Origin of the sequence: Colwellia maritima, from assembly GCF_022669015.1 — a bacterium.
Classification (GTDB): Bacteria; Pseudomonadota; Gammaproteobacteria; order Enterobacterales; family Alteromonadaceae; genus Colwellia; species Colwellia maritima.
The window spans coordinates 738,509-758,410 of sequence record NZ_JAKKSL010000002.1 but is presented as its reverse complement, the minus strand read 5'-3'; the positions used below and the strand labels follow the sequence as shown (position 1 = coordinate 758,410).

Genomic DNA, 19,902 nt, shown 5'->3' with positions numbered 1-19,902 from the left:
TAGCAGGGGCACTAGACATTCATCGGTTAACCTTTTCTTTGGCACTATTCAAGTAGGATGATTACTTGGTGTTAAACAGGTCTCAGTTAGTTTCAGGCTCAGTTAAGGTGTAAACGAGTTTACTCATTGCTCTTATAAGGTAATGCGCACCAATGGCGTGTCTAATCAAGACAACGTGGCTTGAACTACATGGCATAGTAATCATCATGAACAACAATTGGCTTGACGATTAACCTCATGCTCTTTTTCATCCAGTTAGGCGAGAAGCTCACGCCATTGTGCGACTTAACCTTTTAAAAATTTAGTTTCATCAAATACAGTTTTATCCTTCAGCATAAAATAAATACAACGACCAATTTTATGCGCTAAGGCTGATAAGGCTTTGCCTTTACTCATGCGTCGTTGTAATTTATTAAGATAATTTTTGGCTTTATCATTGCCACGTAAATAAAGAACGGCTGCTTCACTAAACGCCCATTTTAGATGACCGTTACCAATTTTATTACCACTGGTGCCGTAAGTCTTTCCGGCAGACTCGGCTTTACATTTGACTAATCTACTGTAAGACGCAAAGTTTTGAACAGAATTAAAGCGGGTAATATCACCTATTTCATACAGGATAGTTAACCCTAGTATTTGCCCTATACCAGGAAAACTACGAATAATATAAAGGTAAGCCCCATGATGTTGTTTGGCTTGTTTTTCAATAAAGTATTCAACTTTGGACAACTCTTTTGCATAGCAATCAAGTAACACCATGTCGAGTTCAATGGTGCGTTGAACTACCTCATCATCATAGCAATGTCGTAGTGTTTCTCTTGCGGAAACATTTTTTAGATTCAGGTCGCGGGTAGGTAAATTATATTGACTGTCAGTATTGACCACATGAGCTTTAAGATTAGCGCCGTGCCTGACTACGCCGGTTCTTCTACGAAGTAAATCTCTTGTTGCCCTCATTTCTTTTGGGTAATTATACGCAAGAGGGAAGTTTCCACCTTTTAGCAAGTTTGGCTATTTTGTATGAGTCAATTTTATCATTTTTGGCTTTTCCACCATGAATGGCTTTCATGTAAAGTGCATGGCCTAAGACAAAGTTTATCTCATGTGTTTGGCAAAAATCACTAACCCAGTACCAACAATGCATGCATTCAACACCAACTACCACATTGCCGATGTAGGGTTCGAGTAATTGTAGTAAAGCCGGCGGATCAGCCCCAATTTTTTGGTGAACGAGTTTATCCCCTTGTTGATTGAGAATACAAACGTAAAGAATTCTGGCATGCAAGTCGATTCCGCAATAATATTGCTGTAAAGTAGTGTAGAATTTCATAGAGTCTTCTCCTGTTGGTTTAGTCGCCTTAAAGTGTAGCGTAATGCTAGACTTTGGGGAGGAGGCTCAATTAGTATCAAGTCGCTCAAGCAGGACAAATAACAGTTGGTTTTTGCTCGTGCCTCGCTTATTTTGACCAACTATTATTTGCCTCTTAGCGAGGCGTTATAGCTACTTGAATGTCAGTGAAAGCCTCCCCATATATTTTATAACGGGGAGGTTTGTTAAATGGACTTTTATAATTCATCTATTCTTGTAGAACTTGGTTTTTACTTTGCATTAATATTATTTACCGTTCTAATAATTCGAGGGATGTATCGGCTAGTTGTGTGGAGTAAAAGAATGCCAAGAGGGGCATTTATATTTTTGGCAGTTTTTCCAATATTGTCTGTCTTTCCTATTCCTCCTCAGGAGATTAAAAAGCTCGAAAGAATAAGGCAAGAGCAATTAAAGGAAGAAGATGAGAATGGTGAACCCAAAGACAAAGAAAACGGGGAAAGGGAGCTATAACAAGTTACTTAAAAGGACGCAAAACGCTTGGCTTGCGCTCCTTCGTCGCTAATTTTAGCCAAGCATTTATGCGCCCATTAGTAAGGCGTTATATTTTTAAATACTGGGTTGCCGTGTTCATAATAAAAATTATGCTTTCTATTTTGCTTGTGGCTGTATTAGTGATTTTAGGTTACTTTTATCTTCCAGTAACAAACGATGGGCTTTTCGATAAAAATGAAAATATTGACTGCCTAATTTACAACAAAGGCAGGATTGAAACTCAGCGGAAGTTTGAGTCAAACAGTCAACTGCATGAAGCGGTGAACGATTACTTAAAAAAAGTAAAGGGAGGGTGGAATCGCTCTCTAGTAACTTACGCTCCTACAATATATATTCGCTCCGATAAATTCAGGCTTATTGTATGGGAGCAAAATCTGATCTTTGGTGGTTCAGGCGGTCAATTTATAAAAGAAATTGATAACACTGCTTTTGCTCGTAGCATCAAAAGTATATGTGAGTTGTAAAAAATATAAATCGGGTAGCCGGAGGTTTCTACCCTCCGGCCCCCACACCACCCTGCATGCGGCTCCGCACAGGGCGGTTCATTAACCATGATGGATTTTGACCCAAATATTCCTAAGTGACAATAAACCTGCATTGGCTAAATACTCGTTGCTCAATGCCTGATTTATCCCTTTGGTTTTCGCACTTCGCCATACCCCTTTTCTTGTCGCTCCACAGCTAATTGCTAGCGCTAGTGGAACACCCCGTTGTTGGTAACCCTAAAAAACACATGCCTAAAGGCTTACCGTTTGAATTATTGGATTATCTCTCATTAATAGAAATAACAGGGCGATGCATACGAGAAGATAATAGAGGTTACATAGATAACGAACAACCTGCGTTATTAGCACGGTTAAATATAGCGCCTGACAACTGGTTAAAGTTAACCCAGGAATTTAGGCGTTTATTTCATGGTGCTGTAGGGCATAGCGATGCGCTTAATGAGTATTGCGAGCATCAAGGATTAAAACGACGACAAAGCTTAAGTTGTTGTGAAAAACTATTAGCCTAAAAAGTAATATCAACTAATAAAGAACAAACCACCAATCACCGATTGGCAGTTTACTGTGTCTAGCGTTTACAAAAATCTAAAATATACGCACATTTTCGACAGCTTGAATGAACAAACCTATCTAATCGGCACCTTCTTTTGAAAACAGGGGAAAGTTCATCAATTGAATTTGGCAGAACTTGTGATGACAATTAAAATGGATGTCCTTTTTAATTGTTAGTTTTGGGGCGTAACAACAAAGACCATTTTAAAATACATATAATTATTTGTTTACAAAGATGTTTTTTAGTGAAATTATTAGCCCACGTAATATACGCCGTTTTGGGGTGTTATAAACCACCAAAATGGTGTTCAATAAGCTGTTAAATACACAAGGAGAGTATCGTGAATAAATCAAAAACTATCTTATTATTATCTATAGGTCTTAGTATCTTTGGTTGCTCAAGCTCAACAGAGCTAACTTCAAATGAACTAGATATAGAGCAGTATCCTCAAAAACGAAGTTTAGACTGGTGTCAAAAGAATTATTCTTCTGCATCTGTTAGCACCAAAGACCGTCAAAGCAGCGCTAGACATTGTGATACACAAGCACGCCAAGCTTATATAGACGCCAAAGAGAATAAAGAACATAAAGAAAAATAGCGTAAATGTGTACTTAAATCGGGTAGCCGGAGGTTTCTACCCTCCGGCCCCCACACCACCCTGCATGCGGCTCCGCACAGGGCGGTTCATTAACCATGATGGATTTTAATCCAGATATCCCTAAGTGATACTAAACCTGCATTAGCTAAATACTCGTTGCTTAATGCCTTATTTATCCCTTTGGTTTTCGCACTTCGCCATACCCCTTTCCTTGTCGCTCCACAGCTAATTGCTAGCGCTAGTGGAACACCCCGTTTTAATAGATTTTTCACTTTGGATCTTGGCTTGCGCCATTGTCGCCAAAAACACATCCGTATTCTTCGGCGGATCCATTGGTCTAAATCGACACATAACTGATAACCGTTGGCGATGAGGAAGTAGTTTCCCCATCCTCGCAGGTATCGGTTAAGGCTCGAAATTTGCTTGCTCATGGCTTAACTCTCGCACATGGTATTTAATGGGGCTAGGTCGGTATGTACCTTGAGCTATCTGTGTTCAGCTCGCAAATTTGCTAACGGCTTCCTTCAGACCATTCCTCACGGAAAAGCCCTTGCCATTCGCGAGTAGTTAGCGTTTAATAAAACTCATTAAACGGTGATCTTCCTACAGAGGACTTTCACCTCATTAGTTCATGCCCATGCCGGGCGTACCAAGCCATTAACGCAGGACAGCTAACTGTTTGCTCTATTCCGCTTCGTTTCACAATTTAAGCAAACAATTACCAGCCCCTTAAATGGGCGTAATAACTCAAATTCAAAGTCTTGTACTCTCCCACCATTTTTACTATAATTTGTACCATATAAGGTACAACAAAAGGTATTATCATGAGTAGACTTCATTTTGATCAAGATATTCAACCGCTTTCAGATTTTAGAGCCGGAGCAGCATCATTTATACGTCAAGTTAATGAAACTAGAAGACCCATTGTAATCACTCAAAGGGGAAAAGGTGTTGCTGTAGTTTTGGATGTTGCTGAATATGAATCTATGCAAGAAAAAATAGAGTTACTTGAAGAAGTACAAAAAGCGGAAGCTCAGCTTTCCGCAGGACTTGGCATTTCCAACTCTGATGCACGTGCGCAGGTTTTAAAGAATATCCAATCTTGAAAGTAGTTTGGTCGCCATTAGCAATTGAAAAGCTAGAGACAACAGCTAAATTTATTGCTCTTGATAAACCAACGGGGCTGATAAATGGGTTAATGATGTTTTCGACAGAACAGATTCATTAGGTTCCCACCCCGAGAAGGGAAGGCCACTTCCAGAGTTATTAAGTACAAGCTATCGTGAAGTTATATTTGGCAATTATCGAATAATTTATAAAGTTGGAAATGAAATAAAAATACTAACTTTACGTAATAGCCGCCAATTGCTCAGAATCGATGATCTTGAGTCATAACAAATAAGAATAGGTGTCGCGCAGCCGACACCTTATTCGGGTGTTGGACAAGCCCGAAGCCACTTTATATAGTAAATAGCGTGATTGGTTTTCAAGGTAGGTTGACCTTGTCTATAAATGAAAGGCGCACGAAGCCAACGGATAAAAACATCGTTTTTTTCCTGGTCAATATTGCCCTCAACCCTTTGCTTACATGTGGAATAAAACATTATGAACACCCAAGATGATTTCCTCGAATTGTTTATTAAGTTGCCAATTCCGCTCTGTCTTGTTTCAGAAGATGGCATAGTGCTAAGAATTAATAAAAAGTTCACACATATCTTTGGCTATGATTTAGACGATATGCCAACTTTACAACAATGGTGGCTGTTAGCTTACCCTGATTCCGAGTATCGAGATTGGGTGTTGTCGAACTGGGCCGAAGCGGTTGAGGTATCAGCTCGTGAAGGGCAAGACATCACACCTATTGAATACACTATTAACTGTAAGGATGGCACCGTTCGCGAGATGGAAATATCGGGCATGACACTGGCCAATGGTTTTTTGGCGACCTTTATAGACGTCACAGAGCGTAATATTGCACAAAGAGAGATTCGTGACATTGCATTTTTGGATTTACTAACCAAAGTTCCTAACCGTAGATATTTTGAACATGCATTGCAAAAATCTATTGCCAAAATAAAGCGAGACAATGGACGTGGTGCCCTGATGGTTTTGGATTTAGATCATTTCAAAGATCTAAACGATACACACGGCCACTTTGTCGGTGACCTCATGTTAACTGAGGTGGCGTATAGAATTAGAAAAGTGATCAGATCCTCTGACACTCTAGCGCGGTTTGGTGGTGATGAATTTGTCGTTTGGATAGAGAGTGTCGATACGAACCAAGCCGATTTTGAATCAACTTCGCTGCAAGTAGCCGAGAAGATTCGTGCTGCATTGGAAGAAAGATACTTTCTGAAAGTAACTTCCGACAATGAAGAGAATACGATTGAGCATTATTGTTCCACGAGCATCGGTGTCGCGCTAGTGTGTGCCGAAAACGCTGACGAAAATGTCGTGTTCAAACAAGCAGATAACGCGATGTACGCGGCGAAACGAGCCGGTAAAAACAGGGGGCACCTATTTCGGGCGTAACCACTGTTCGTTCATATGGCATTATCATCAAGCTAACCGCCGGAACCAAAAAACTTAAATCGGGTAGCCGGTGGTTTCTACCCTCCGCCCTATACCAACCTGCATGCGACTCTGCACAGGGCGGTTTATTAACCATGATGGATTTTATTATGGATGTAGTTATATTTCCTGAGTACTAGGTAACAAGAATAACGATGGGGAGATCTATTATCCTCACGGTTGCTCAGTGGAGCAATTTTTATCAGAGGATGAGTATTTTTCTAATAGTCGGCGTAATGTCCACCAATAGCGAATATATAAACATACTTTTCATCAAACTTGTAAATAAGTCTGTCTTTTTGAGAAATTCGCTTCGACCATAAACCAGACAGGTTATGTTTTAGTGGCTCGGGTTTTCCTAATCCACTACTGGGATCTGAGCGAAGCATTTCTTTTAATATTTTACATAGCGCTTTATGTAATTTTTTATCTTTTTCTCTTAATTGCTCATAAGTGAGCCACGTTTTACCTTCAAAGATTAATGATCTCATCTAATTGCTCTTGTGTTGGTTTGTGGCCTTTATTACTCTTATGTGTATTCATTGATTCAGCTATTTGTTGCATCAAGCTATTACTTTGTAATACGTGCAATGTTTCTTGTTCTCTTTCCCAGTCATCTGCACTCATTACAATAAAAGCATCACCAAGACGCCTCGTTACTTTAATAGGTTCATGTTGGTTAACTGTTTGTTCAACGTATGTTTTTAAGTTGTCTCTAAACTGATTTACACTTATGCTGTCCATAGTAAACTCCAATTTATGTACGGTATTGTCGTACATTGTAGTTTAAAAAATATAACAAGTCACTTAAAACGATAAATAACAGTTGGCTTTTGCTCTTGCGTCGAAATATTTTACACTTTTAGATTTGGTGTGTTGATAAAGCCAATAAAAACAACTAGTTGAAATTGTGGTGTGTATATTGCTATTAAAATTACTGTTAAGTTAACTTATAATAGGGGAAAGGTACAGATGAAAAAACTTTTACTAACGCTAGGGCTTTTCGCTGCTACCAATGCAAACGCCGGTCTTATTGTAGATAACGGAAGCGATACTCTTAATGTTGGGGGGTCATGTTCTTCTTGTGATACAACATTATGGCAGGTATTTGATGATTTTACGTTATCTAGCTTTCATGAGTTAGATAGCTTGAGTATTGATTTTTCTACAGACTCATATGATCAGGTTGAGTTTTCTATATGGAACAATACTTTATCCAATAAACTGTATTCTTATGATTACGATTGGGCGGCCGGCACCTATGTTACTAATGTCAATGATTATTACGACAACGTAACAGTTAATCTAGATTTAGGAAGCGCCTCTTTGGCTGCAGGAACATATTATTTGTCGCTTTGGGCAGCCAATACCTACATACCACGAGTGGGCTCAGGAACGCACACACAGTTTAGTACCGCCGGGCTTGACGACTATTCCAATCAAACTGCCTATGTACGTGTAAGCGATGTCCATTTCAGGCTTTATTCAGATTCAGTGTCTGTTCCAGAGCCGGCTAGCATTGCCCTGTTGGGTCTTGGCTTAGCAGGTCTTGGCTTTGCAAGAAGAAAAACTACCAAATAGCGCTGAAATATTTACAAGGAGCCTCGGTATGAATCGGGGCTTTTTTATACCTAAATTATAAAAAAGGGGTCATAAAAATAAAAAAGGGGTCAGGTACACATATTTTAATTTGTACCTGACCCCATTTATCTTTATCACATTTATCATAATCCTGGAGCATAAGCATCGATAGTGGATGGTCGTTTACCTTGTAAAGAAAGATTGATAAGATGTTGTTCAAAAAGGTAATGATAACGTTGCGCTTGTAATTTATTCATGGGGGGTATCCTCCAATAAAGAAGATCGCCACCATGACGATATTACTATTGAGAATGTTACACCATGAGCGAATTTTTATTATTATTCACAGCCGGACTTATCGGCGGAGTTTTAAACTCTATTGCGGGTGGTGGTAGCTTTATTACCTTTCCGGCTCTTGTTTTTGTTGGTGTACCTCCTCTAATTGCCAATGCAACCAATACCTTTTCATCATGTCTTGGTTACCTTAGTGGTGCTTTTGCATTTAGACAGATATTAAAAAAACACAAAAAAGAAGTGTTATTAACGGTTTTATCGAGTGTGATCGGTGGTGCATTGGGTGCTTATTTGTTATTAAAAACACCAGAATCTTCATTTGAAATTGCTATTCCGTGGTTACTTTTATTTGCCACTCTATTATTTATCTTTGGATCCCAAGCTAATACTTTATTAAAAGCTTATGCAGAAAAAAATAAATATGCCTTCCAATTCAGAGCCATCTTTTTGTCTTTAACATTATTTAGTATAAGTATTTACGGTGGTTTTTTTAATGCAGGATTAGGTATCGTAGTGTTAAGTTATTTAACGCTAGCCGGTCATTCAAACATAAACGTAATGAACGGTATAAAATTAGCGGTGTCTTCCTCTGTGTCTCTTGCGGCTATTTTTCTATTTATATTAAACGATTCAATTGCATGGGCAGAAGGTAGTGCTGTTTTAGTCGGAACGTTATTAGGCGGATATTTTTCAGCTCATATCTCAATGAGATTATCTCAACAATATGTCAGGGCATTCGTTATATTGATGAGCTGTGTTATCACGGTGTATTTTTTTTATGTAACTTATATTTAAAGGTATTAACATTTAGTATTTAGGTCCTTCAAAAAGGCAAGCGACTATTGTTTCTGATAAACAGTCCAATGACCAAATGGCAGTTGTAAAAGCTTTATATTCTAAAGGCTATATTGTAGAGTAAATGCAATATAATAAGTGACTATGGTGTCAAATCTTAATTATTGATTCATTTTAGGCTCCCAATAGACACCATCTCTCACCATAGAAAGATTTATGAGGACACCCACCCTAATTATTCACGCTAGCTTAGCTAACCATAATAAATCATACCGTACTAATCTACTGCTAGCTTATTTATGTAAATATAAAATGGATTTGTTATTGAAATTGCCCGAGGGTACTGTAAAACAAGCAATATACTTAATATCAAGGAATAATATGAAAAAGCTGTTAACTGCATTTATAATATCACTGCTAATGACCTCAATGGTAAATGCGAATCAATGCACGAATAATTTCACATTAAGTGCACTTGAAACACTGAAAAAAGAAAAATTTGAAATTGAGTCTGTTAACAAGAGAAATAAAACAGCAATAAAATTACTTTCATGCTTAGGATATCAAGATCCTAAAATTCGCGATGGTGTAGTTTTTGAAGGAATAAGTTACTGGTTACGTAATGAATTATTAGATCAAAATACTGTCAAAACAATTTTTAATTCCCTCATCAATACGTTACAGCAAGTTAATCAAGAGACCGACGATTTTACACAGCCATTTGCAGCTTTAGTGTTTTCAGAGGTAATTCGTGTTGATCGTCTATCTCCTTACCTTTCAGATGAAGAGCGTCAAAGAGCGGTAGATGTATCAACAAGGTACATGAGTAAGATTGAAGATTATCGAGGGTTTGATGATGCGAAAGGATGGCGACACGCAGTAGCTCATACAGCAGATGTGTTTTTACAACTATCACTCAATAAAAATATATCAAAAATACAGTTAAATCAGTTGTTAAGCGCAATACAATCACAGGTGTCACCGCAAAAGTTGCATTTTTACACATACGGCGAACCCAAACGATTAGCTACTGCTATTATCTATATTGTTCTGCGTGGAGAACATACAGAAAGTGAGATTTCTAGTTTTTTTGACAGGGTTGTTTCTCCTGTACCTTTTGCTGATTGGGATAGTGTTTATGGTAGTAAAAATGGCTTAGCTAAACTGCACAATACCCGTAGTTTTATCTACAGTATTTTCGCTATTACAGGGCAAAGTGAAAATCCAAAGTTAAAGGCAATTCAACCAATACTGGCGAATATCATCAAAAACTTAGGGTAGCTGTCAAACTTTTTAGATAATGTGTTCAGAGGAATGACAAATGGATTTATCGATTATTATAGACAAAACACCACTTTTTATATCGTTAGTTTTTGTTTGCCTTGTTTTAGGCATAATTTATTATTTATTTGTGTCTATCCCTAAAGCGGTCAAAGCAAAATATTTCCCAACCGTTTTAGGTAAAATCACGAGTAGTGAGGTTGGTACTCCTATAGCAGGAGCAGGTCGTGAAAGGGGGATAGGATTCAAACTTTTACTTTAGACATAACTTATAGATATGTTGTAAATGGAAAAACTTATTCATCCAAAAAACGACGATGGCATGAGGTTCAATCATCTTTTTATCGTTATCATGACTCTATAGCTAGGAATTACCCTTTAGGGAAGTCTGTCACTGTTTATTATAATCCTAACAATCCCAAAATCGCGGTGTTAAAACCCGGATTAGGGCTAGGAGCTTTAATGGGGTTATTCATTTTTGTATTTTCTATCGCTTTTTTAATTTTTTTATACACTACAGGGTTTACACATAATAAATAAGAATAGGTGTCGCGTAGCCTAGGATTAATGATGACAGCGAAGCTAATTATTCACGGTTAGCTTACAGCTGATCTTTTTTTACACCCGCTTATTTTAGATACAAAAGGAAATTTGTGGGTTAGGCGAGGTAAAGTCTATGTTGGTATTTTATTTAGATGTCATTTGCTTACTGCTAGTAAATTGAAAAATAGTATTCTTTAGACTAGGATTATTAAATTGACAAAGTGGCTGTCTTTGCCAAGCAATTACATACTTATAATGGATGTGTATATGAGTGCAATAGATATAATTTTTGTGATTTTTGGGTCGTTACTCATTATTGCCGGCTTATACCTTTTTATATCAAATAAAAAAGACGCTAGCAGTAACCAAGTTGAAGGCTTTGGTATAAAACTTAACGTTAGTAATCCTTCTATTATTTTAATACTTTCAGGCGTAGGTCTTTTGGTTTTACCGAGATTTATGCCGGAGAAAAGCATTAATCAAACCCCAACAGTAGTCACTACACAATCAGAAACAAACCAAAATAATTCACAATCCGTATTTTTTCCTGAAAACAGTTGGCAATTAAACAGTTATCAAGAGAATGGCGTTGATTATTCTGTACCTTATCAAGTCAACGCATCAATCAACTTTAGTAATCGATCAAACACTCAGATTAATTGGGCAACCCAAGTTTTCGTATTAAATATGAATGGAACGATTATTAATAATAGTTATACCGGTGACATAAAGTATATAAACAATGGCTACACCATCTCTTTCATTAGTGGTACTGAACCCGGTTTTATGCAAGAGCTAAATTTACCACTAGACATAAAAATGGAGAATGGTGGTATTTTACACATGCGCTATCGTTCAAGTACAGGTGAGCAAATAGTTCATTGGCAGAGATAGCCATCATCTAAACGATTAAAAGTTACTTATAAGAAGCTATAAGGCGGCTATTTAGTCGCCTTTTTTTATCGTATTTTTTGTCTTTAATCCTTGTTCTCTTTATTCTCTTGGTTCTCATTTTCTTGTAAATAATTAAGTAACTTACCAATTGGCTTAGGTGTTTGAAAATAATAACCTTGAATAAAATCACAGTTATGACTAGCCACAAAATCATATTGTGCCTTTGTTTCAACGCCTTCAGCAACGGTTTTTAAACCTAATGCGTTGGCAATAGAAATAGTGGCTTTAACCACTTCTTCTGATTTACTTTCTTCACCAATACGAGAGATAAAAGAACGGTCAATTTTTAAGATATCGAATGGTTTATTAATTAGGTAACCTAAGTTTGAATAACCGGTGCCAAAATCATCCATTTTTGTGCATCTAAATTAAAATAAATCAGTAGATTACGGCAAACAATAAGATCTAAGTCTTTAAATGGAGGATCAGATAAAAGGTTATGATAAGAGAAAACAATATTCTGTCGTAAGGTTTTCTTTACCTCAAATTCATTATCAGTAATTGTAAAATAATCTTTAATATAAGAGTCAGATACTTCTGTCATCGATGCTTGACTGTAAATACCTCGGCGTGCAATTTTTAGCGCATGTTCATCAATATCGGTGGCGAAAATTTTAATATCCATCACTTGTTGTCGATCGTTCAATAACTCGTTTACTATAATGGCAACGGAGTAGGCTTCTTCACCGGTAGAAGAACCTGGCATCCAAATCCTAAGTTCTTTTGCATCAGGACTTTCATCAAGATATTTGTCGAGAAGGTTTTCCGGCCGAGTCATAAGCATCTCTGTCACGAAAAAAACTGGTAACCCCAATGAGAATATCTTTATAAAGTAATTCAACTTCTTGTTTATCTCTTTCTATTAAGGCTACATATTCACTGAGTGTTGTTACTTTCAATGCCACCATTCTTCGTTCAATGCGGCGACCAATCGTCGCTTTTTTATAAACAGAAAAGTCGACATGCTTAATTTTATGAAGCAGAGCGAAAATAATTGAGATATGATCATTAGCAGGTGTCACTTGATGTTTTTTCAATACTTTATTTCTAGGAAAATTTGCTAGCGCCACTAATTCTTCGCCAATTTTGTCAGCTACAATTAAAATATCAACAACTGATCCGTTAATTGAAGCCATAGGCATACCATCATATTTTGCCGTACTTGGCTCTTGTACTATGGTAATGCCACCCTCAGCGTTAATTGCACGCATACCTTGGCAGCCATCTGAACCTGTGCCTGATAATATAATGCCAACAGATTTTTCTTTTTTGTATTTAGCAATAGAGATAAAAAGTTGATTTACCGAAGGCTTAGGTAAAAAAGAGTGTTTTTCTGGTGCCGATAATACAATTTGATTATTGTTATTTATCTCAACATTTTTATTTGGTGGTGTAATATAAAAAACATCGCTTTCAAGCGTCTCATTATGTTCAGCTTCTTTAAACATTAAACTACTTTCTCTCGAAAGCAATTCCACTAACATAGTATTATGCTTAGGACTTAAGTGCTGAGCAATGATATAGGCGGTGTTATTATTTCTAGGTAACCCTTTTATAAGAGCCGTAAGCGCCTCTAGACCGCCAAAGACACTTGACCCTATCCCTACGACCATCAAACTTTCAGGGTCTTGAGGTAGTTCTTTTTCAGATTCATTATTTAGGGTTAAACTATCACCAAGTATCTTAGCTTTATCAACGGAATCTTCGTGCTTTCCAACAGATAGTACTTGATCAATAACTTGTGCCAATTTTTTATTATTAGTGGGTTTACTGATAAAACCATTAATGTGCTCTTTAATAGTATCTAAGATAAAGTCTTCTTCAATATGTGCACTAAATACAATAACTGGGGTTTTACTATCGTTTTTACGAATTTCTTGAATTAATTCAGGACCATTCATTTGAGGTAGCTGAATTTCAGTTATCACTAAGCTCGGTCTATGGGTGATAAATTTTGATATGCCTTATCGTCCATTAGATGCTTCAAGCACGGTTGCAAATATTCCACGAAAAAAATCAGAGTAAATTTTACGGGTATTATCATCATTCTCAATAAAAAGAATTGTCTCATTGTACTTCATTACTTATTACCCTATTAAATTTGTTATTATTCAGTCTTATACAATCTACAATCTCACTTTTATCATTAGAAGATAGCTAATGAATTGAAAAAGAGCAACACGACATACAACCTTATTAAAGAGTATTGGCTGTTAAAGCTAGTTGAGTCGTGCCTAAAATATACTTAAGGGGAATTATACGTTTGCCTTTCATAAAAGGATCAATGTGCTATTAAAATAAATATAAAAATAAATATAAAAGTAAAAAATAAGAATAGGGGTATTAACCCCACCTTAGTTTGACGGTTATCAAATTTTATGGAAAATTCATGATAAACGATTTATTTTAATGGTTAATGTTAAAAATTGGAGAGAATTTAGTGAACAAAGATTATTTTAAAGAAAAAGCAAAGGTCTACGAAAAAGACGTTAAAAGAGTTACAAATGTCGAAAACATTGCCAATGCTATCATTGAAACTATAAACCTTGATTCAAATATGCACCTAATGGATTTTGGCTCAGGTACTGGGTTATTACTTGAACGTATAGCGCCGTTTGTAAGAAAAATTACGGCTATTGATATTTCAAAGTCAATGAATGAGCAGCTTTCTAAAAAGCGAAATACTCTGGGTTGCGAGCTTGATATTATTGACGTGGATCTAACATTGATAGATATAACTGAAAAATTTAAGGGGGCTTTTGACGGTATTATCTCCTCAATGACAATGCACCATGTTAAAGATATTAGTGCAATGTTTGCTAAATTTCACAAACTATTAAATGATGACGGAGTCATTGCTATCGCCGATCTAGATAGTGAAGATGGTAATTTTCATAGTGAAGATACCGGCGTGTTTCATTGTGGTTTTGATCGAAGTGTAATAACTAAAGCAGCACAAGACGCCGGGTTTCGAGATGTTGCCGTTGTAGATGCGAGCGCTGTACAAAAGCCGCATGGGCAGTATCCAGTGTTTTTGTTAACGGCTAAGAAATAAAGATTTTTAAATAGTAGCAGCTAAGATTTATTCGTCTACACAAACAAATATTATTTGTGTCATAATGTTTAAATCACTTTTGAAAAGTATAAGGGATTAACTTTTATGTATATTAACGAAGCTATTGAAAATCAGGAAGCATCAACGTTTTTTAAAACAATTAAACCATATCAAACCTTTAGTATTTGTGCTTTAGTTACCATTTTATGTTTGGCGTTTTTTGAATATCACACTTCTATAGCTGAAGAGAAAGAGACTTTATCTATTATTTCAAACCCAAAGATTGATGATATTTACTTTTTAGATTTTAGATTGCTCAGTGACAAATTAAGACCGACAGAGAAGTACAGACTTGCAAAGGTTGTCGATATTACAGGTGATATAATTACATTGGTATATGGTGATTTTTATTACCAACGACAAAATGCAGCTATCAATAGTATAAAATACAGTCAATTGAGTTATAAGGATTATTTTCAATCTAAACGATATGATCTGCATCTTGACGTAATCAAAAGCATGAGAAATACTCAAGCTATTTATTTAGCAAAAAGACCGGTAAGAGGTAAGTTATTTAATCGTTTAGTTGGTCCAGAAAAACATGAACAACCGAGTAGCTATTTAACTTATGGCAAAAAAGAAAATATCTCAGGTGAGGCATTCTTAAATGAGAAATTTAGTGAAACTAATTTAGAAAGTGCTTTTGAATTATTTCAAGCTTCATCTAATCTTGGCTACGCCAAAGGACAAGTTAATCTTGCTGAAATGTATATAAATGGACAATATGTTAAAAAAGATTTTGAACAAGCGCTGTATTGGCTTAAACAAGCTTCTTTACAAAGTTATAAGCCTGCAATTTTAAAGTACGGCATAATTTGCAAACAAGTTGAATTATGTAATATTGTCGATTTCTATCAAGAATTAACCGCTGCCGGTGTTAATATCAAAGTCAGAAAGCTAGACTTTGAGCTCAGTAAATAGAATGAGTATAAGTAATTAAAAGGGGGTTATATGTCTTACGAAAGAATAATGGGTATTGAAGTAACTAATGATGTTGAATATCAGAAATATCGTGAAAGTATGATGCCGATACTTCATTCTTTTGGTGGCAGTTTTGGTTTCGATTTTAAAGTAAATGAAGTCTTAAAATCTAAAAGTGATGCCCCTATAAATCGTGTGTTTACAATTGATTTTCCAAGTAAAGAAATTATGAATGAATTTTTTAGTGACCCTAAATATTTAGCAGTAAAAGCTAAATATTTTCAAAGCTCGGTAAAATCAGTTACAACAATTTCTATGCATGAAAAACAACCCTAATTGGATTCCTGTTTAACCTAAAAACAGTAACAGCTAGCTAAAACTGACTTATGACATCCGTTCTAAAGACCGCCTAAACATGGCAAGACTTGCGAGAAAGAATACAGCACCCGGCGCTATGATAATTGAAAGTTGTGGCCAAACTAAATCAAAGCCAAGACTCGAAATACAACGGCTTGAGAGAAGTCCATAAAATGCCTAGAGGGTAATAACCAAGTTATAGGTTGAATAATATCAGGTTGACTTTCAATGGGAGTTAAACCGCCTGAAAGCATTACCATAGGGATTATAACCATAAGTACCAACAAGGCAAATTGTGCCATGGTTTGAGCTATAGTTCCTAAAAATATACCGATGGATGCAGCCGCAAATATGTAGGAAGCCGTCCCCAGTAATAATAATAATTTTGAACCCGCAATGGGGATGTCTAGGGTTTGTTCAACCAAAACTAACATAGACAATGCAAAGGCAATCAAAATAACTAAACCATTGGACCATATTTTAGCAATTACAATCTGAAAAGCATTTAAAGGCATTACTAATAAATGTTCAATTGTACCGTGTTCACGCTCACGTAATAACGCTGCACCCGTTAAAATAATCGTTAACATGGTAATCTGATTTAGTAATGCATTAATAGCACTAAACCACATGCCCGTGCCATTTGGGTTAAAGGCACGACGTTGAATCAGTTTTACCGGGTAAGCCGTCGTTGCATCTGAACGATTCGCAAAATGATTGACCTCTTTCGTGATAATACTTTGTATATAACTATTACCGATACTTGCTTGTGTGACAGCTGTTGCATCTATATCTATTTGTACCGTAGGTTGACGACCTTGTCGTATGTTTTGTTCAAATTTAGGTGGAATGGTAACTACAAACATGTACTTATCTTGGTCCATTCCTTGATCAATTTCTGATGCTGAAATAAGTGTTGGCGTTTTAAAATAGGGCGGATACAGTGCATTTGCAATAGCTCCCGATAATGCTGAGCGGTCTTCATCAACTATCGCAATAGACGCATTATGTACTGATTCGCTAATCGCGGTAGACTCAGAATAGATTGCTACACTAAATGAATAAACGATTAACATCAACATAATAAAATCGCTTAAAAGACTGCGTAATTCTTTTATGCCAAGCCAAAATATATTGATCCATGTTTTCATGGTTAACGTTCCTGCTTTTTAAGAAAGACGGTGGCAATAGCAATAAATACAGGGCCAAATATAGCAAGTAAAATAATGTCGTTAGCTAAATCAAAAAAGCCAAGTCCTTTGGTAAAGGCTGCAACACTTAAATGCATGTAATACGTTGCCGGCCAAAGTGTTCCAATAATATGTCCTGATCCCTCAAGTGTTGAAGTGGGTTGCACAATACCTGAAAATTGTAGTGTGGGCAGCATACATAATATGGCAGTTGCGAAAATGGAAGCCACTTGAGATTTAGTAATAGTAGCAATGAGTAATCCAAAACCTGTTGCAGCAAAAATATAGCAAAGGGCTCCGAGCATAAGACCTAGAAAGCTGCCTTGTAATGGTACTTGCAATAAATAGACAACCATTATTGTTAAAATAAAAAAATTAAGCATACCAATAACGAGATAAGGTAGTTGTTTACCCAATAAAAACTCAAGCCTTTTTGTTGGGGTGACATAAAAGTTAGTGATAGTACCAATTTCTTTTTCTCGTGAGATGCTAACCGCCATAAGAATAGCAGGAAACAATAACAACAGCATGGCGGGTGTTTTAGGCCCGATTGAATAAACCGTTTTAAACGTAGGATTGTAACGATAACGAGAGGCTAATTTAACATTTGCTAAGGTGCTGATATCTAGGCCTACATTTTTAGCTAGCTCAGTAATATAACTAAAGTGCACACCAGTGACATATCCCTCAATTGTCTTTGAACGGATAGTATTAGAACCATCGATCCATGCTGAGATACTTGGTGTTTTACCCTTTTTAAGATCTCGCCCAAATCCGACCGGTATTTCAATCGCTAAGGTGATGTCATTTGATCGTAAACGCCGTTCTAATTCTTCATTACTTTGTACACTCGGCCGACTAACAAAGTACCGAGAGCCTTCAAAATTACTCAAATATTGACGACTTTCTGGGGTTTTATCATTATCAAACGCGGCGTAATTTAAATTTTCAACATCAAGGGAAATACCATAAGCTATGACGATTAAGAGTATTGCACTACCGATAAAAGCAAACGCGAGTCGTATTGGATCACGCAAAACTTGCATCGACTCAAGGTAACTGTAGGCTAATAGTCGATGAAAACTAAAACGATTATGTTTAATCGTGGTTTTTTCAGTCGGTACAGTTTCAATTAATGTAGGTTCAGCTTGTGAAGACGTAACCTCTACCGAGTTGTCAGATTGAGAGACTTGTTGTGTAGGCTTACTTTGCTTTTTGCGTTGAATAGCATCTTCTAAATATTCTATAAATGCCTGTTCTAGCGTATTCACGTTTTTTGTTTCAATTATATGTTGTGGTGTACCATAAATCAGTACTTCACCCGCATGCATTAACGAAATTCTATCGCAACGCAGTGCCTCATTCATAAAGTGAGTAGACACAAATATAGTGACTTTATCTTTACGAGACAGTTCTACCAACAACTCCCAAAATAAATCTCTCGCGATAGGATCAACACCCGAAGTAGGTTCATCTAATATCAGCATTTCTGGTTCATGAATAACCGCTACGGCAAGGGATAATCGTTGACGCATACCTAATGGTAAAGATGCTGCGGGTTCATCCATGTAGGCAAGCAATCCAAATCGGTTAACGAGCTTGTCTATTCTAGAAATTGTTTGCTCTGGAGATAAATGAAATAAACGTGCATGCAAAGTTAAGTTTTGCGATACCGTTAGCTCACCATACAATGAAAAAGCCTGAGACATAAAGCCAACACGTTGCCGTGTTTCTAGGTCATTTGCATCTATTGGTTTACCGAATAAGTACGCATCACCACTTGATACGGGCAATAAACCCGTAAGCATTTTCATGGTGGTTGTTTTTCCACAACCGTTTGACCCTAGAAAACCAAAAATTTCTCCCACTTGTATTTCAAAACTTACATCGTTTACAGCAGTAAAGTCACCAAATCGTCTACTTAAATGCTTAGCAATAATAGTCAGGGCGTTTTGGGTTTTTTCATAGGGAGGAATAATAAGTTCGTTGTGATTCGCTCGTTTATTTTCGGGTAATAAATGAACAAAAGCACTTTCTAAATTCTTTGTATTGGTTTTTGTTTTTAATTCCTCAGGTGTCCCAATATCAAGTACATGCCCAAGATCCATCGCAATTAAATAGTCAAATCCTTCGGCTTCGTCCATATAAGCAGTAGAAACCAACACACTCATTGTTGGACGTTCAGCTCTGATTGATGCGATTAATTGCCAAAACTGTTGCCTAGAAAGTGGATCAACACCCGTTGTTGGTTCGTCTAATATAAGCAAGTCGGGATCATGAATTAGTGCACAACATAAACCAAGTTTTTGTTTCATGCCGCCTGATAATTTTTTAGCAGGTCTAGATAAAAAGGCATGTAATTCAGTTGCTTTAGTTAATTTTTCTATGCGTAATTTACGTTCAGCAGCTGATTGATTAAACAATTTTGCAAAAAAGTCTAAATTCTCTTCAACGCTAAGTTCTGAATAAAGATTTTTACCTAATCCTTGTGGCATATAAGCAATACGAGGACCAATCAATTCTCGATTTTTAGCGGATGCCATATCGCCGTCTAATACAGTTAATTGGCCTTGTTGAAGTTTTCTTGCGCCTGAAATTAACCCCATCAGTGTCGATTTTCCAACACCATCAGGACCTAATAGGCCAACCATCAGCCCTGAAGGTATAGTTAAATTAATATTTTCAAGTGCCAACGTCTTATTATAGCGATGGGTGACACCTTTAATGCTCGCTACAGATTGCCGAGTTTCATTCACTTTAC

At 36.7% G+C, this 19,902-nt stretch carries 22 protein-coding genes and 4 pseudogenes; 17 read left to right on the top strand and 9 right to left on the bottom strand.

The features are described from left to right. Nucleotides 1-285: 285 nt before the first annotated feature. Nucleotides 286-1,330 (bottom strand): annotated as a pseudogene (locus L3081_RS13770) (IS110 family RNA-guided transposase). A gap of 228 nt (nt 1,331-1,558) precedes the next feature. On the opposite strand from L3081_RS13770, the gene L3081_RS13765 reads away from it, so the two are divergent. The 4 genes and pseudogenes from L3081_RS13765 to L3081_RS13750 all read left to right on the top strand — a co-directional run bounded on the left by L3081_RS13765 (nt 1,559) and on the right by L3081_RS13750 (nt 3,539). Further along, a complete protein-coding gene (locus L3081_RS13765) occupies nt 1,559-1,840 on the top strand; it encodes a hypothetical protein (protein WP_189379678.1) in 282 nt (93 codons plus the stop codon). Nucleotides 1,841-1,908: 68 nt separating this feature from the next. Then, nucleotides 1,909-2,346 carry a hypothetical protein gene (locus L3081_RS13760; RefSeq protein WP_242286705.1) on the top strand — a complete coding sequence of 146 codons (438 nt, stop codon included), beginning with the start codon at nt 1,909-1,911 and terminating at the stop codon, nt 2,344-2,346. A gap of 251 nt (nt 2,347-2,597) precedes the next feature. Beyond that, nucleotides 2,598-2,897 (top strand): annotated as a pseudogene (locus L3081_RS13755) (transposase); the annotation flags it as partial. A 384-nt stretch (nt 2,898-3,281) separates the two neighbouring features. After that, a complete protein-coding gene (locus L3081_RS13750) occupies nt 3,282-3,539 on the top strand; it encodes a hypothetical protein (RefSeq protein WP_242286704.1) in 258 nt (85 codons plus the stop codon). A gap of 89 nt (nt 3,540-3,628) precedes the next feature. Here the strand turns inward: L3081_RS13750 and L3081_RS13745 are convergent. Continuing rightward, nucleotides 3,629-3,973: pseudogene (locus L3081_RS13745) on the bottom strand (group II intron maturase-specific domain-containing protein); the annotation flags it as partial. Nucleotides 3,974-4,363: 390 nt separating this feature from the next. Between L3081_RS13745 and L3081_RS13740 the strand changes: the two are divergent. From L3081_RS13740 to L3081_RS13730, 4 genes and pseudogenes are all read left to right on the top strand, one after another. Next, on the top strand, nt 4,364-4,645 hold the full coding sequence (locus L3081_RS13740; protein ID WP_242286703.1) for a type II toxin-antitoxin system Phd/YefM family antitoxin: 282 nt from the start codon (nt 4,364-4,366) through the stop codon (nt 4,643-4,645). Further along, entirely contained in the window at nt 4,642-4,767 is a 126-nt protein-coding gene (locus tag L3081_RS26995) for a hypothetical protein (RefSeq protein ID WP_274620534.1), read from the top strand. Before L3081_RS13740 ends, L3081_RS26995 begins: the two co-directional genes overlap by 4 nt. Nucleotides 4,768-4,781: 14 nt before the next feature. Beyond that, nucleotides 4,782-4,934: pseudogene (locus tag L3081_RS13735) on the top strand (type II toxin-antitoxin system RelE/ParE family toxin); the annotation flags it as partial. Between the two features lie 210 nt (nt 4,935-5,144). Next, entirely contained in the window at nt 5,145-6,071 is a 927-nt protein-coding gene (locus tag L3081_RS13730; protein ID WP_242286702.1) for a GGDEF domain-containing protein, read from the top strand. Between the two features lie 260 nt (nt 6,072-6,331). On the opposite strand, the gene L3081_RS13725 is transcribed toward L3081_RS13730, so the two are convergent. After that, nucleotides 6,332-6,601: a Txe/YoeB family addiction module toxin gene (locus tag L3081_RS13725; protein ID WP_242286701.1), complete on the bottom strand. Its 270-nt coding sequence runs from the start codon at nt 6,599-6,601 to the stop codon at nt 6,332-6,334. Continuing rightward, a complete protein-coding gene (locus L3081_RS13720) occupies nt 6,582-6,854 on the bottom strand; it encodes a type II toxin-antitoxin system Phd/YefM family antitoxin (protein WP_242286700.1) in 273 nt (90 codons plus the stop codon). The genes L3081_RS13725 and L3081_RS13720 overlap by 20 nt, the downstream gene beginning before the upstream one ends. Nucleotides 6,855-7,082: 228 nt before the next feature. On the opposite strand from L3081_RS13720, the gene L3081_RS13715 reads away from it, so the two are divergent. The 6 genes from L3081_RS13715 to L3081_RS13695 all read left to right on the top strand — a co-directional run bounded on the left by L3081_RS13715 (nt 7,083) and on the right by L3081_RS13695 (nt 11,498). Then, nucleotides 7,083-7,691 carry a PEP-CTERM sorting domain-containing protein gene (locus tag L3081_RS13715; protein ID WP_242286699.1) on the top strand — a complete coding sequence of 203 codons (609 nt, stop codon included), beginning with the start codon at nt 7,083-7,085 and terminating at the stop codon, nt 7,689-7,691. A 321-nt stretch (nt 7,692-8,012) separates the two neighbouring features. Continuing rightward, nucleotides 8,013-8,780 (top strand): sulfite exporter TauE/SafE family protein, encoded by a 768-nt coding sequence (locus L3081_RS13710; RefSeq protein ID WP_242286698.1) that lies wholly within the window; start codon nt 8,013-8,015, stop codon nt 8,778-8,780. A 381-nt stretch (nt 8,781-9,161) separates the two neighbouring features. After that, nucleotides 9,162-10,061, top strand: coding sequence for a DUF2785 domain-containing protein (locus L3081_RS13705; protein ID WP_242286697.1), 900 nt, complete (start codon nt 9,162-9,164; stop codon nt 10,059-10,061). Between the two features lie 40 nt (nt 10,062-10,101). Further along, nucleotides 10,102-10,323: a hypothetical protein gene (locus tag L3081_RS13700; protein ID WP_242286696.1), complete on the top strand. Its 222-nt coding sequence runs from the start codon at nt 10,102-10,104 to the stop codon at nt 10,321-10,323. Further along, nucleotides 10,305-10,601, top strand: coding sequence for a DUF3592 domain-containing protein (locus tag L3081_RS29105; protein WP_420839743.1), 297 nt, complete (start codon nt 10,305-10,307; stop codon nt 10,599-10,601). Before L3081_RS13700 ends, L3081_RS29105 begins: the two co-directional genes overlap by 19 nt. A gap of 270 nt (nt 10,602-10,871) precedes the next feature. Beyond that, entirely contained in the window at nt 10,872-11,498 is a 627-nt protein-coding gene (locus tag L3081_RS13695) for a hypothetical protein (protein ID WP_242286695.1), read from the top strand. An 83-nt stretch (nt 11,499-11,581) separates the two neighbouring features. On the opposite strand, the gene L3081_RS13690 is transcribed toward L3081_RS13695, so the two are convergent. From L3081_RS13690 to L3081_RS13680, 3 genes are read right to left on the bottom strand one after another with little or no spacing between them, the layout of a single operon-like run. Continuing rightward, the gene (locus tag L3081_RS13690) at nt 11,582-11,911 is read right to left on the bottom strand and encodes an EAL domain-containing protein (protein ID WP_242286694.1); all 330 of its coding nucleotides are present in this window, start codon (nt 11,909-11,911) and stop codon (nt 11,582-11,584) included. Further along, nucleotides 11,878-12,336 carry a CheR family methyltransferase gene (locus L3081_RS13685; protein ID WP_242286693.1) on the bottom strand — a complete coding sequence of 153 codons (459 nt, stop codon included), beginning with the start codon at nt 12,334-12,336 and terminating at the stop codon, nt 11,878-11,880. The genes L3081_RS13690 and L3081_RS13685 overlap by 34 nt, the downstream gene beginning before the upstream one ends. After that, a complete protein-coding gene (locus L3081_RS13680; RefSeq protein ID WP_338027360.1) occupies nt 12,299-13,507 on the bottom strand; it encodes a chemotaxis protein CheB in 1,209 nt (402 codons plus the stop codon). Before L3081_RS13680 ends, L3081_RS13685 begins: the two co-directional genes overlap by 38 nt. A 491-nt stretch (nt 13,508-13,998) precedes the next feature. On the opposite strand from L3081_RS13680, the gene L3081_RS13675 reads away from it, so the two are divergent. The 3 genes from L3081_RS13675 to L3081_RS13665 all read left to right on the top strand — a co-directional run bounded on the left by L3081_RS13675 (nt 13,999) and on the right by L3081_RS13665 (nt 15,930). Continuing rightward, nucleotides 13,999-14,613, top strand: a complete 615-nt coding sequence (locus L3081_RS13675) for a class I SAM-dependent DNA methyltransferase (protein WP_242286691.1) — start codon at nt 13,999-14,001, stop codon at nt 14,611-14,613. A gap of 105 nt (nt 14,614-14,718) precedes the next feature. Beyond that, complete coding sequence (locus L3081_RS13670; RefSeq protein ID WP_242286690.1) at nt 14,719-15,594, top strand: tetratricopeptide repeat protein; 876 nt, start codon at nt 14,719-14,721, stop codon at nt 15,592-15,594. A gap of 30 nt (nt 15,595-15,624) precedes the next feature. Further along, the gene (locus tag L3081_RS13665; protein WP_242286689.1) at nt 15,625-15,930 is read left to right on the top strand and encodes a DUF1330 domain-containing protein; all 306 of its coding nucleotides are present in this window, start codon (nt 15,625-15,627) and stop codon (nt 15,928-15,930) included. 143 nt (nt 15,931-16,073) lie between these two features. On the opposite strand, the gene L3081_RS13660 is transcribed toward L3081_RS13665, so the two are convergent. Continuing rightward, nucleotides 16,074-17,102 (bottom strand): ABC transporter permease, encoded by a 1,029-nt coding sequence (locus L3081_RS13660; protein ID WP_242286688.1) that lies wholly within the window; start codon nt 17,100-17,102, stop codon nt 16,074-16,076. A gap of 2 nt (nt 17,103-17,104) precedes the next feature. After that, a complete protein-coding gene (rbbA, locus tag L3081_RS13655) occupies nt 17,105-19,897 on the bottom strand; it encodes a ribosome-associated ATPase/putative transporter RbbA (protein WP_242286687.1) in 2,793 nt (930 codons plus the stop codon). Nucleotides 19,898-19,902 lie beyond the last annotated feature (5 nt).